At 68.1% G+C, this 13,085-nt stretch carries 10 protein-coding genes; 2 read left to right on the forward strand and 8 right to left on the reverse strand.

Translation table 11 applies throughout. The annotated features are described in order from the left end of the window. Positions 1-8 precede the first annotated feature (8 nt). Positions 9-497: a histidine phosphatase family protein gene (locus tag KU884_RS11175; protein WP_167782717.1), complete on the reverse strand. Its 489-nt coding sequence runs from the start codon at positions 495-497 to the stop codon at positions 9-11. Between the two features lie 369 nt (positions 498-866). On the opposite strand from KU884_RS11175, the gene typA reads away from it, so the two are divergent. Next, complete coding sequence (gene typA, locus KU884_RS11180) at positions 867-2,690, forward strand: translational GTPase TypA (RefSeq protein WP_167782718.1); 1,824 nt, start codon at positions 867-869, stop codon at positions 2,688-2,690. 324 nt (positions 2,691-3,014) lie between these two features. Here typA and KU884_RS11185 read toward each other — a convergent pair whose 3' ends face one another. The 7 genes from KU884_RS11185 to KU884_RS11215 all read right to left on the reverse strand — a co-directional run bounded on the left by KU884_RS11185 (position 3,015) and on the right by KU884_RS11215 (position 12,521). Next, positions 3,015-3,734 (reverse strand): M48 family metallopeptidase, encoded by a 720-nt coding sequence (locus KU884_RS11185; protein ID WP_167782719.1) that lies wholly within the window; start codon positions 3,732-3,734, stop codon positions 3,015-3,017. After that, entirely contained in the window at positions 3,731-7,597 is a 3,867-nt protein-coding gene (locus tag KU884_RS11190) for a translocation/assembly module TamB domain-containing protein (protein ID WP_167782720.1), read from the reverse strand. Before KU884_RS11190 ends, KU884_RS11185 begins: the two co-directional genes overlap by 4 nt. A 2-nt stretch (positions 7,598-7,599) precedes the next feature. Continuing rightward, positions 7,600-9,351, reverse strand: coding sequence for an autotransporter assembly complex family protein (locus KU884_RS11195; RefSeq protein WP_167782721.1), 1,752 nt, complete (start codon positions 9,349-9,351; stop codon positions 7,600-7,602). Positions 9,352-9,365: 14 nt separating this feature from the next. Beyond that, positions 9,366-10,355 carry a serine/threonine protein kinase gene (locus KU884_RS11200; protein WP_167782722.1) on the reverse strand — a complete coding sequence of 330 codons (990 nt, stop codon included), beginning with the start codon at positions 10,353-10,355 and terminating at the stop codon, positions 9,366-9,368. Positions 10,356-10,483: 128 nt separating this feature from the next. Next, a complete protein-coding gene (nagZ, locus tag KU884_RS11205) occupies positions 10,484-11,509 on the reverse strand; it encodes a beta-N-acetylhexosaminidase (RefSeq protein ID WP_167782723.1) in 1,026 nt (341 codons plus the stop codon). Then, positions 11,506-12,039 (reverse strand): L,D-transpeptidase, encoded by a 534-nt coding sequence (locus tag KU884_RS11210; protein ID WP_167784226.1) that lies wholly within the window; start codon positions 12,037-12,039, stop codon positions 11,506-11,508. The genes nagZ and KU884_RS11210 overlap by 4 nt, the downstream gene beginning before the upstream one ends. An 11-nt stretch (positions 12,040-12,050) precedes the next feature. After that, positions 12,051-12,521, reverse strand: coding sequence for a CYTH domain-containing protein (locus KU884_RS11215; RefSeq protein WP_167782724.1), 471 nt, complete (start codon positions 12,519-12,521; stop codon positions 12,051-12,053). Positions 12,522-12,621: 100 nt separating this feature from the next. Here KU884_RS11215 and KU884_RS11220 point away from each other — a divergent pair, with 100 nt between their 5' ends. Then, positions 12,622-13,077, forward strand: coding sequence for a YiiD C-terminal domain-containing protein (locus tag KU884_RS11220; RefSeq protein ID WP_167782725.1), 456 nt, complete (start codon positions 12,622-12,624; stop codon positions 13,075-13,077). Positions 13,078-13,085 lie beyond the last annotated feature (8 nt).

Raw genomic sequence — 13,085 nt, forward strand, 5'->3', positions numbered from 1 at the left:
CTGCGCGCTCACCCCGCCGACACGGCCGGTGGCAGGAAGGCTTCAAGGCGGCCGGCACCTGGCTCCGGGATACCGGGGAACTCCACCACAGCCACGCCGGCCTTGCGGAAACGCGCCAGACCCACCGTCTCCCCGGTCAGTGCCAGCCCCAGGAGCAGATTCATCTGCGGTTCATGGCCCACCAGCATGGTGGTCTCCACCGCCGGTTCGCCGTTGAGCCATGTGTAGACTTCCCGGGGAGCGCCTTGCGGCGCCAGGCCCGGAAACTCGGCGCGCTCCGACGGCGACAACGCCTCGGCCAGCAGGTCGGCGGTCTGCCGCGCCCGCAGCAGTCTGCTGCTCACCAGCCGGTCCACCGGCCCCAGCAGGGTCGCCAGCGTCCCGGCTACTGCGCTTACCCGGTCGCGCCCACGCCGGGTAAGCGCCCGGTCGGCATCCGCCTGGCCCGGCGCCGGATCCTCGGCAATGCCGTGACGCACCAGTATCAGTTGTGGCATGCAATCGCCTCGCTGTGGGAGTGTCCGCCGAGTGTGCCACAGCCGTGGGGCGGGGCCATGACATCGTAGGAGCGACGTCAGTCGCGATGCCGAAGCCGCATGCTCTGCAACATCGCGACTGACGTCGCTCCTACGGTCGGGTGGCAGAGGGCCGCGAGGACGCGCAGCGGCAGGCAGGCGTGGTTCAGCGATTCCGCTTGAGTCTGAGGGACATCACGCGGATAATGCGCGCACCGTAGCCGGGGGCACCCCCGGCAGGAAGGATTGCTTCGTGTCTTCCGGGCCCCGCGCCCGTCCCCGAACGTTCTCACCTCCTGCCGCAGGTGTCCGGCGGCTGTTCCGATTCGCCGACCTGACGGACGACCAGACGTGATCGACAATCTTCGTAACATCGCCATCATCGCCCACGTGGACCACGGCAAGACCACCCTCGTGGACAAGCTGCTGCAGCAGTCCGGGACCCTGGACAGCCGCGCCGCGCCCACCGAGCGCATGATGGACTCCAACGACCTGGAAAAAGAGCGCGGGATCACCATCCTGTCCAAGAACACCGCCATCCGCTGGCAGGACTACCGCATCAATATCGTCGACACCCCCGGCCACGCCGACTTCGGCGGCGAGGTGGAGCGGGTGATGTCCATGGTGGATTCGGTGCTGCTGCTGGTGGACGCCGTGGACGGCCCCATGCCGCAGACGCGCTTCGTCACCCAGAAGGCGCTGGAACAGGGCCTGAACCCGATTGTGGTGATCAACAAGATCGACCGCCCGGGTGCGCGCCCGGACTGGGTGCTGGACCAGACCTTCGACCTGTTCGACCGGCTGGGCGCCAGCGACGAACAGCTGGATTTCCCGGTGATCTACGCCTCGGCCCTCAACGGCTACGCCAGCGAGGATTCCGAGCGCCGCGACGGCGACATGCAGCCGCTGTTCAAGGCCATTGCCGATGGCGTCAAGGCGCCGGACGTGGACCCCGAAGGCCCGCTGCAGCTGCAGGTCTCGTCGCTGGACTACAACGCCTACGTGGGCGTGGTGGGCATCGGCCGCATCAAGCGCGGCAAGCTGCGCACCAACACCCAGGTCACCGTCATCGACCGCCACGGCAAGAAGCGCAATGCCCGGGTGCTGCAGGTACTGAGCTATCTCGGCCTGCAGCGCACCGAAGTGCCCGAGGCCAGTGCCGGGGACATCATCGCCTTCACCGGCGTGGATGATCTGCACATCTCGGATACGCTTTGCGATCCCGCCAACGTCGAGGCGCTGCCGGCGCTCACCGTGGACGAACCCACCGTGAGCATGACCTTCGTGGTCAACAGTTCGCCCTTCGCCGGCCGCGAGGGCAAGTACATCACCTCGCGCCAGATCCGCGAACGCCTGGACCGGGAGCTGCTGCACAACGTGGCGTTGCGGGTGGACCCCACTGACGACCCGGAGAAGTTCCGCGTCTCCGGCCGCGGCGAGCTGCACCTGGGCGTGCTCATCGAGAACATGCGCCGCGAGGGCTACGAGCTGGGCGTCTCCCGGCCGGAAGTGATCGTCCGCGAAGTGGACGGCGTGCGCCAGGAGCCTTATGAACAGCTCACCGTGGACGTGCCCGAGGACTGCCAGGGCGCGGTCATGGAAAAACTCGGCGAGCGCGGCGGGGAAATGACCAACATGACCCCGGACGGCAGGGGCCGGGTGCGCATGGACTACACCATGCCGGCGCGCGGCCTGATCGGCTTCCGCACCGAGTTCCTCACGGCCACCTCCGGGGATGGCCTGATGTATCACGTGTTCGACCACTACGGCCCGTATCGGGGCCGGCAGCTGGGCCAGCGCCCCAACGGCGTGATGATCGCCAACGCCGCCGGCAAGGCCGTGGCCTATGCCCTGTTCACCCTGCAGAACCGCGGCAAACTGTTCGTGGGCCACGGTGACGAGGTCTACGAGGGCATGGTCATCGGCATCCACGCCCGGGACAACGACCTGGTGGTCAACCCCATGAAGGCCAAGCAGCTCACCAACGTGCGCTCCGCCGGCAACGACGAGAACCTGGACCTGACCCCGCCCCTGCGGCTGACGCTGGAACAGGCGCTGGAGTTCATCGACGACGACGAGCTGGTGGAGGTGACGCCCAAGGCCATCCGCGTGCGCAAGAAGCTGCTCAAGGAGCACGAGCGCAAGCGGGCGAGTCGGGCGGCGGCGAACGCGTAGGCGCTGTGGGAGCGACGTCAGTCGCGACGACCGAAGGCGTCTGCTCTGCAATTTCGCGACTCACGTCGCTCCCACGGGCTCTCTCGGACAACCCCTGCAGGGGTGCACCTTGATGCACCTTCCCGAGGCCGGCCAACCGAGGCGGCGCGATCCGGCGGTGTCGCGGTGCATCAAGATACACCCTACGCGGGCGTATGCCGCGGCGGTGCCGGGTTCGTAGGGTGCATCTTGATGCACCTTCCAAGGCCGGACCACGAAGGCGGCTCATCCGGCGTTGTCGCGGTGCATCAAGATGCACCCTACGCGCCCCTCTGACCGAGGATGTCATCCCCATTGCTGCTGGTGGTGGCGGAGCTGCTGGCGGCGGGTTCGCCAGTCCGGGAGGATGCGGTCCATGTGGGCGTGGAAGCGGGGGCCGTGGTTGAACTCCAGCAGATGGCAGAGTTCGTGGACGACCACGTAGTCGATGCAGGCCAGCGGTGCGCGGATCAGCCACAGGTTGAGATTGACCCCGCCGCGGCTGGAGCAGCTGCCCCAGCGGCTGCGCATGGCGCGGATACGCAGGGACGGCATCTGCGCCACGGGTAGGCCCAGAGCCGGATACCAGTGCGCCAGGCGCTCCTCGAACAGGCCTCGCGCGCGCTGCCGGTACCACTCCCGCAGGGCCCGCTCCACCGCCGCCGGCTCCCCGGGGCGGGGCAACCCCATGAGCAGCGCGCTCCCCTCGCGGCGACAGTGGCGCCGCCCCCGGGGATAGATCCGCAGGGTCAGCGCCTCGCCCAGGTAGGGGTGGACCGCGCCGTCCTCGTACGCCGGGGCCGCCGGCGCTTCCGGCAATGCCTGCAGCGTATCCCGCAGCCACGCGCGCCGCTCGGCGGCGAACGCCAGCGCCTGTTCACGGCTGGTGCCGTGGGGCACCCGGATCTCCACCCGGCCGTCCGGGAAGACATACAGACCCAGGGTGCGGCGCCGCGTCTGCCGCACCCGCACGGGGATGGCGCTGTCGCCAATGCGCAGCTTGGCGTTGTGCTGGTCTCCCGTCATCCTCGCGACCCGAACTCGAAGCGGTAGAGCAGATCAATGGCGCTCTCCAGGCTGGTCACCGCCTCCAGGTACAGGTTGGTGGCCAAGCGGTAGCGCAGGGTCAGGGTATTCACTGGTGTGAACACGCCAACACCATAGCCCAGATACAGATTGGGGTTGATGTACCCGCCCACCACCACCTGGGTGTCATCGCCATCCCCCTCGGTGTCGATGGTGAAATCCTGGATACCGATTTCCTCGGCCAGGGCGGTGGCGTAGCCGCTGCCTCCGGCCATGCCCAGCGCCAGGGCGGCACGGCCCAGCATGTTGTCGTCGCCGCCGCCCTGCCCCGCCGGCCTACCAAGGATGATATAGGAGAGCACGTCCTCTTCACCCATGGCCGGTTCAGAGAACAGGCTCACGCGGGGCTCTTCCGGGTTGCCCTCCAGTCGTAGCCCGGCGGTGACGTCATCGCGCTCGATGCGGCGCACCGCCTCGACGTAGAGCTGCGGCCGGTCCAGCGGCCCCGAGAACAGCAACTGCCCTTCACGGATTCGCAGGCGCTGGCCGTAGGCGCGGTACTCGCCGTCCATGATGCGGATCTCGCCGAAGCCCTGGGGCTCGTCGCTGCCGCTTTGCTGCAGGCGCAGATCCCCGGTCAGGCGCCCGGTGATACCGAATCCGGAGAGGTTGACGCGATTGCCGAGCACGATCTGTATGTCGGTTTCCAGGTTCAGCCCTTCCGGGGCTCCCGCCAGTGCCTCCTCGGCCTCCTCCAGGTCCTGGTCGTCTGCGGGCCCCGGTGCCTCGGGCTGGTCGTCAATGATCACCACATCGCCGGAGACCCGGACTGCGGATTCCGGCAGCTGGACCAGCGTGATTTCGCCGCGCGGCACGCGCAGCTCCCCGCCCAGACTCAGGGTATTGTCGGTGAAGGTGACATCGATATCCGGGTTCACCCGCAGGTCCGCAAGGGGGTCATACACCACCTGCAATGCCGACCCGGACAGATTCACCGCCGCGCTGAGCTCGTCCGCCCAGTCCGCTTCACCGGTGATGGTTGCGGTCCCGTCACCACTACTGAAACCGCCGGTGAGCGTCGCGTTGTCACCGTCGACTCCCAGCTCCAGGCCAATGTCCCGCAGTTCCATGCCGATGGCCACAGGCTCCACTCGGCCGTCGGTGAGCGAGACCGTGCCGTGATAACGGGGATCCATGACCTCGCCGGCCAGCTGACCCTGCGCGCTGATGGTGCCCCGTAGGGTCCGCAGTTCGGGGAAAAACGGCTCGATCACGCCGAGTTCGATGGCGCGGATATCCACTTCGCCGTCCAGCGGCCCGAACGGCTGATCACCGCCGACCACCGCGGCGTTGGCACTGAGATCCACCGTCCCGAGATCGTCCGAGCGCAGGGAAATGGCCGTGCGCAGGCGGTCTTCGTCCAGGTCCAACCGCAGGCCAAGGCGCTCGTAATCGAGCACCAGATCCACCTGGTCGTCGTCCATGTCACTCTCGGGATCGATCACGCGGATCTGACCGTCATCAATGCGGGCAGCCAGCGCAACGACGGGCAGCGGGGTCTCGCCCCAGCGGGCATCCACCTCGGCACCGATGCGCCCGTCCAGCTCCACCGCCTGGGGCAGCCAGGGGGCCAGCAGGGCCAGGTCGAAGCCTTCCAGGGCCACGGACGCCTCGCCGCTGGCACCGGCCAGGATCGGTTCCCCGGCGCACAGGCTCGCGCCGTCATACCGCCAGCAGTGCGGGTCGATCCGGGCCTGCTGCGCCGCCATGTCGAAGCGCACCGGCGTTGACGCATCCAGTTGCCAGCGCTGATCCGCGGCGCTGAGTTCCGCCCGCTCCAGGGCACCATCCCAGTCCAGCGCCTCACTCAGGGCACCAGCCACCGTCACGGATGCGGCGGCGCGCCTGGCGTCCACATCCAGGCTCAAGCGGTGGTCGCTGCGATCCCCCTCCAACAGGACATCAACGCTGTCAACGGTCTCTGCCTCCAGCTCCACCCCACGCACGGCCAGCCGCAGCCGGCTGGCCTGCTCGCCCAGCCCGGCCACCGCCGCATCCAGATCCACGCTGTCCACGCTGACCAGATCGCCGTACCGGATCTGTCCGGCCTCGATGGCGGCGGTGATGTCCGGCGCGGTCAGCGCCCCGCTGGCGGCGAAATCGCCGTGGACGCTGCCGGCGGCATCGGGCAGAAATGCGCCGAGGTCGGCAACGTCCAGGGACCCTTCCACATCCAGGGTCTCCGTCCCCACCCGGCCGGCCAGGCTCACCAGGCTTTCGCCGGTGCGCAGCTGGATATCCTGCAGGTTCCAGTCACCACCCACTGGCTTGTGCACGGCCCCCGAGAGCACCAGTTCGTAACCTTCAACGGCGGCCTGAATCCGGTCGATCTCCACATCCAGCGCCAGGTCGTCCTCGGCCAGCCGGCCGCGGGTCCGCAGCGCGCCGCTGACCGACTCCGGCGCCTGTTCCACGATCCTGCTCGCAGCCAGCCCCTGCAGTTCCACGCTGGCGTCCCATTCCACATCCGGGTGCCAGGCGGCGGTGCCGGTCACCTCCAGCCAACCGTCCAGGAGTTCACCGCGCAGACGCTCCAGCTGCGCGCCCTGGAGATCCCCGGCGGCATCCACCTGCCAGCGCCCCTCGGGGATGTCGGCGCCATCCACGGTGGCGCCCAGCTCCAGGCGGTAGTCGGTGAGATCGCCCTGGAGGCTGAGCCGGCCGTCGCGGGCAGCCACCAGATCCCGGGTATCCAGGGGCCAGCCCAGGGTGTCCCACTGTGCCTGGACGTTCATGGGCATGTGCTCGCGCCCCGGCGCCACGGTCCCCTCCAGCGCCAGGTTCGCCAGGCCGCCGGCCTGCAACCGGAACTCCAGATCGCCGATGCTGTTCCACAGCGAGGCGTCCAGCGTCAGATCGCCGACCTCCGGCAGATCCCGGGCCTCCACCTGGAGCTCCAGGTCCACGGGCCAGTCATCGCGCATGGTCAGGCTGCCGTCCGCCCTCAGCCGACCCTGTGCATGCACCACCTCCAATTGCCGCAGGCGGGCACGACTGTCACGCAACTCGCCGGCGACACTGAAGCGGTCCAGGGCCAGGAGTTCATTGTCCGGCCCCTGGACCACCCGCAGATCGTGCAGCCGGAGGTCGTCGACGACGATGTTCAGCGGCAGCTCAACCTCGGGCAGTTCCAGGCCCTCCCAGCCGGTTTCCAGAAAACCGGGACCGGCGTCGGGGTCCTCTGTCACCACCGCCTCGGCGTCATCGCCTTCCGGCAGTTCCACCAGGATGGATTCCCAGTTGAACCGGCTCAGGGTCAGGGTTCGCCCCTCCAGCGTGCCGCCGAGCCGCAGATCGCTCCAGCGTGCGCGGTGTCCGTCCACGGTGACGTCCACCTGCTGCGCCCGGACCTGCGGAAACGCGATGTCCACCGGCAGCGGGAAGGGATCCCCGCCGTCCGCCGCCGGCTCACCGTCATCCTCGGCGACGGGCATGGCGTCGGTGTCCACCCGGGCGTCAACGCCGCGCACCAGGGCTGCGTTCACGCACACCCGCGCCCGGAGCAGGCACAGATGGTTCCAGCGCAATTCCGCCTCTTCCACGGTGACGGCGACACCCTCGTCCCGCCACTGTACCGCGCGGACGTCCAGGCCGTTCCACAGGCTGCCGCCGGTGATCTCCAGCTGCAGGCGCTGTTCCTCCGCCATGGCTCGCTCGGCCAGCCACTGGGCGCCACTGGTGGTGAACACCAGCCACAGCACCACCGCCGCAAGGGTGATCAGGACGACGTAGAACAGCCGCGAGAGGCTGTTCACCAGCACCCGCAAACCACGCCCCAATCGTGCCAGCCAGCGCCAGAGCACGGTCATATCTCCGGCCCCATGGAGAAGTGGATGCGGAACGGGGTATCCGGCTCACTAACACCCCAGGCCAGGTCCAGCCGGATCGGCCCCACCGGCGACGACCAGCGCACGCCCACCCCGGCGCCTTCGCGGAAATCCTCGTCCAGATCGCTGAAGGCGTTACCCACATCATAGAAGGTGGCCAGCGTCCAGCGCTCGAAAATCCGGTAGCCGTACTCGACACTGCCCACCAGCAGGTAACGGCCACCAATCAGGTCACCATCCTCGTTGCGCGGCGCCAGGGACTGATAGCGGAAGCCACGCACGCTCTGGTCACCGCCGGTGAAGAAACGCAGCGACGGCGGCGTGCGATCGAAGCTCTCGGAGATCACGGCCCCGCCATCCGCCCGTGCGACGACCCGGTGGCGGCCGTACGTGCGCAGCCACTTGGTGCCAAGCCGGAAGCGAGACAGCTGGATGCTGGAGCCGAGTTCCTCGTGGGTGGCCTCCACGGAGGCGAACTGGCGATCCCCCCAGGTGGGGTCCATGCCGCCGCGACTGCGGGTCCGTGTCAGACTCATGCCCGGGAGGGTCAGGGTACTCTCGCCGCGGTCCCCGGCCTGAGTGAATTTCTCCCGCTCCCAGCGCAGGAACAGGGTCTGCGTCCAGCCGCGGGTGAGCACCCGCTGCCGCTGGATCGCCGCAGTCAGCTTTTCCGTCTCTGTATCTTCGATGTCCTCGCGCTGCCAGCCCCCCTGGAACTGCAGCCGGTGGTCCAGCGGCGGCGTCAGCGGAATGGTGTAGGTGCTGCTCAGGGACTGTCGCACCTCCGAGACCTCGGCCTCGGAAGACAGGCTGTGCCCGTCGGCGTTGACCCACGGCTTGCGCCAGTTCAGGCGCACACGCGGGCCAACGTCGGTGGCGTAGCCCACGCCGACGCCCACGCGATTGGGGCGGTTCATGCGGACATCAGCCTCCACCGGCACGCGACGCTCGTCGCCGGCCCGGTCCTGGTGCGTTCGCACACGCACGTCCCGGAAGTAGTCGCTGTTGAGCAGGTTCCTGTTCAGCGCGGCGATGCCGTCGGAGTGGTACGGATCATCCGGTTCGAAGGGCACCAGTCGTCGCCGCAGGTCCGCCGACAGGGTCTCGTCGGTGTAGTCCACGTCACCGAAGCTGTACCGGTCACCGGAGTTGTAGTGGAGGACGATCTCCGCCTCCTGGTTGCGCAAGCTGACGTTGATGCGGGTGGTCTCGAAGGCACCGTCAAAATACCCGCGGGTCAGGGCCAGGTTGCGGATGGCGCGCTTGGAGGATTCGTAGCGCCCGTGGTGGAGCCGATCGCCTTCGCGCAAGGGAATGCGATCGCGCAACGACTGGAACGCGCTGTCATCCGCCGCCTCGCCGCGGAACTGGACATCCACCCGGGTGATCCGGATCGCCGGCCCCGGCTCCACATGGATGATGATGGTGTGCCGATCATCCTCCCGGCGGCGCTCCACGCGGATCTCCGGCTCGTAGTGACCCAGCGCCTGCAATGCCTCGGTGGCGCGCTGATTGACCCGCCCGGCGAAGCGGCGCACCACCAGTGGATCACTGCTCGGCGGCTCGCCCACGTGATTGCGGATGTTGTCGGCCAGATCCCCTTCCACCCCCCGGATCTCGATGGTGACACTGGCCGCGGCGGACGCGCTGCACAGCAATAGCAGCAGTCCGCAGACCGCGACCAGTGCGGCGCGGAAGGGGTGACGACAGCGGAACATCGGCAGCGGCATCGGTACGACCCCGCCTAGAGCTGCAGTGGCGGTTCATCGAGGAGTGCCGCCTGCTCGCGCAGGGCAAGGATCTGTTCCTCCCAGTAGCGTTCCCCGCCGAACCACGGAAACGCCGGAGGAAACGCGGGATCATTCCAGCGTAGCGCCAGCCAGTAGGAGAACCGCATCATGCGCAGCGTCCGCAGGGCTTCCACCAGGTGCAACTGGCGTGGGTCGAAGTCGGAGAAATCCTCGTAGCCCTCCAGGAGCTCGTCCAGCTGCCGGGTCATCTCGCCCCGGTCTCCGGAGAGCAGCATCCAGAGGTCCTGAACCGCGGGGCCGTTCAGGGCATCGTCCAGATCAACAAAGTGCGGACCGTCATCGGTCCAGAGAATGTTGCCGGGGTGACAGTCCCCGTGCAGGCGGATGGTGGCCACATTGCCGGCCCGCTGGAAACACGCCTCCACCCGGGCCAGGACATCCTCGGCGACACCGGCATAGACTTGCTCCAGCGCCGGCGGCACCAGACCGTTGTCCAGCACATAGCGCAGGGCCACCCGGCCGAAGGTCTCGGGGGTCAACGTCGGCCGCTCCGCGAACGTGCTCATGCCGCCGACCAGATGCAGGCGGCCCAGGTAGCGTCCCAACCACAGGCGCGCCTCCGGGCTGTCCAGGTCCGGCAGACGCCCGCCCTGGCGCGGGAACAGCGTGAAACGATGGCCCCGGTAGTGGTGCAGAGTCTCGCCGTTGAAGGCGAGCGGCGCCACCACCGGGATGTCCCGCTCCTGCAGTTCCACCGTGAAGGCATGCTCCTCAAGGATGGCGGCGTCGCTCCAGCGACCCGGCCGGTAGAACTTGCCGATCACCGGGGTCTGATCCTCGAGCCCGATCTGGTAGACCCGGTTCTCGTAGCTGTTCAGTTGCAGCAGGCGTCCGTCGCAGTCCAGCCCCAGGGATTCCACGGCATCCAGGACCACCGACGGCCCGAGGTCCGCGTAGGGCGTTTCACTGACGGGCTGCTCCATGAGGGCTTTCTGCTCCGGGGTTAACGATGGTCGCGGAAACGCTCCGCTCGCACGGGACGTGCCTGTTGAATCAGACACGCAAGCTGCCGCGGAGTGCCGTGACCAACCTTTCAGGCGGTATTGCCAGGTCAGTCAAACGACTCCGCGAGTTCACGGGCGCGTCGCCAGTCGGGGTGCTCCTGCAATGCCGCCAGGTCCGGCGCCGCCGGCGTTCCGCCCCGCAGCCGCTGCAGCCGCTCCGCGGTGACGTCCGGGACCTCCGCGCCGAGCGCGTCCAGCACCTTGCCGATGCCGTCGAGTTCATTGCACAGCATGACCAGATCACAGCCGGCGTGCACCGCGGATTCCGCCCGTGCCACCAGATCACCCACACTGGCTGCGGCCTCCATGCCGAGATCATCCCCGACCACCACGCCCCGGAAATTCATCTCCTCCCGCAGGGTGCGGTGAATCCAGGTGGGCGAGAACGTGGCGGGCTGGTTGTCCACGTGCGGGTATACCACGTGGGCGGTCATGATCGCGGTCAGGGCGTCCTCGTCGATGAGTCGCTCGAACACCGCCATGTCCGCACCGCGCAGTTCCAGTTCCGGACGATGGTCCACCGGCAGGTCGGTGTGGGAATCGGCGGTGACGGCACCGTGGCCGGGGAAGTGCTTGCCGCAGCTCGCCATGCCGGCGGCGCGCATGCCGCGGGACCAGGCCCCGCCCAGGGCGGCCACTGCATCCGGGTCACCATGGAACGCCCGGTCACCGATAACGGCGCTGATGCCCCGGTCCAGATCCAGCACCGGGGCAAAGCTGAGATCGATGCCGGCGGTACGCAGTTCCGCGGACATCAGCCAGCCGAGCTGCCCGGCACCGGCCTCGGCGGCTGCGGGGTCCCGGTCATGCCACTCGCCCAGCCGTCGCACCGGCGGCAGTCGCGTGCACGGCGCACCGATGCGCTGCACCCGCCCGCCTTCCTGATCCACCGCCACCAGGCCCGGCGTGCTCAGCGACCGAATGTCCCCCACCAGGGCCCGAAGCTGCTCCCACTCACCGATATTGCGCTGGAACAGGATGGCGCCGGCGACCCGCGGGTGCTGCAGCAGCTCCCGTTCGTCCGCGGTCAATTCCGGGCCCTGGAGGCCGATCATCAAACCGCCCGGCGTCATGATGTCCTCCAGTCCGGGTAGAGCCCGCTGTCCGGCGCCCGGGGCGCCATGGCCGAGTCTCCCAGCCACACCGGCGCGCCCGTCGGCACCTTGTGGAACAGCTCCAGCACGTCGCTGTTACGCATGCGAATACAGCCTCGCGAACCGGGCTGCCCGAGGGTGACGGATTCCGGGCAACCGTGAAAATAGATGTAGCGGCGCATGGTATCCACCGGTCCGAACCGGTTCCGCCCCGGCTCCCGACCACACAGCCAGAGGATGCGGGTGAGAATCCAGTCGCGACCTGGCTCGGCCGCCATGCGTTCCGGCGTGCAGATCTCCCCGGTCCAGCGCCGGCCACGGAACACTGCACCCTCAGGAGCGCCAGCGCCGATGCGGGCCCGGATAACATGCCAGCCCCGCGGGGTGCAGAAGGAACCGTCCTGCTCGCCGGGCCCGTTGGCGGCGGTGGACGCGGGATACACGCGCACTTCCCCATCCGCAAGCAGTTGCACTTGCTGGCGGTCCAGCAGGACGCGAATCCAGGGCATCGACGGCGCGCTCACTGCCACTCCCGGTAGGGATGCTTTACCAGGCAGACATTGTAATAGCGGGGATCGTCCGAGACTTCCTCACCCAGCCATGCCGGCCGCTGGAACGCCTCGTCCACCGACTGGAGTTCAAGTTCCGCCACCACCAGCCCGGCATTGTCGCCGAAGAACTCGTCGATCTCCCAGAGGTGCCCGCCGTGATGAAGATAATGACGCGTCTTCTCGATCAACGGGGTCTCGCAGAGGTTATCCAGCATCTCGCGGGCATCGGCTGCGGGAATGGGGTACTCGTACTCCTGCCGGGAAATGCCCAGCGTGGCGCTCTTGATATTGAGCCAGGCGTGATCGTCGCTGAGGCGCACCCGCAGGGACGCCTTTTCCGTGCCACCGAAGTAGCCCTGACGGATGACCTGGGTCTTCTCCACCTCCTGCCGCCAGCTGGCATCCGTGAGCAGAAACTTGCGTTCGATCTCGGCGGCCACATCCCCCCCTTTTCAGCCTGTGCGCAAAGCCAGCATGGTAACGTAATCGTCTGCCAGGACGTATCGTCAATCAACTCGTCAATCTACGGGGACCGCTTGCATGACGACGGCCAGAGAGCTGCAGGACCTGCTGCACCGCCAGATTCCACTGAGCGCGGCCATGGGCCTCACCGTGCAGGCGCTGGACGGGCGCAGTCTGACCCTGAGAGCCCCGCTGGCGGCCAACCACAACCACGCGGGCACCATGTTTGCCGGCAGTCAGCACGCCCTGGCCAGCCTGGCCGGCTGGGGGCTGTTGCGCGCCTGGGCAGACGATAACGACTGGTCCGCCGAGCTGGTGCTGGCCCACGCGGACATCCGCTATCTCCGCCCTGCCCCGGGTGACCTGGAAGCGACGGCAACCCTGGACGACGAGCAACGGGCGCGCCTGCAGGAGGCCCGGGAGACCAACGGCGCGGCGCGCCTGGAGCTGCGTATGGATCTGGTGGCCGACTGCCAGGTCTGCTCCCGCTTCACTGGCCTGTTCGCAGCCCGCGGCACTGCGTCCGGCGACTGATTTGGTAG

The sequence above is a fragment of the Aquisalimonas sp. 2447 genome (assembly GCF_012044895.1).
In the GTDB taxonomy this organism is placed as follows: Bacteria; Pseudomonadota; Gammaproteobacteria; order Nitrococcales; family Aquisalimonadaceae; genus Aquisalimonas.

Excerpts from the sequence above, each read along its gene's own strand:
- KU884_RS11220 (WP_167782725.1), top strand. The coding sequence starts at position 12,622 with ATGACGACGGCCAGAGAGCTGCAGGACCTGCTGCACCGCCAGATTCCA.
- KU884_RS11175 (WP_167782717.1), bottom strand. The coding sequence starts at position 497 with ATGCCACAACTGATACTGGTGCGTCACGGCATTGCCGAGGATCCGGCG.
- KU884_RS11195 (WP_167782721.1), bottom strand. The coding sequence starts at position 9,351 with ATGCCGCTGCCGATGTTCCGCTGTCGTCACCCCTTCCGCGCCGCACTG.
- KU884_RS11210 (WP_167784226.1), bottom strand. The coding sequence starts at position 12,039 with ATGCCCTGGATTCGCGTCCTGCTGGACCGCCAGCAAGTGCAACTGCTT.
- KU884_RS11200 (WP_167782722.1), bottom strand. The coding sequence starts at position 10,355 with ATGGAGCAGCCCGTCAGTGAAACGCCCTACGCGGACCTCGGGCCGTCG.
- nagZ (WP_167782723.1), bottom strand. The coding sequence starts at position 11,509 with ATGACGCCGGGCGGTTTGATGATCGGCCTCCAGGGCCCGGAATTGACC.
- KU884_RS11185 (WP_167782719.1), bottom strand. The coding sequence starts at position 3,734 with ATGACGGGAGACCAGCACAACGCCAAGCTGCGCATTGGCGACAGCGCC.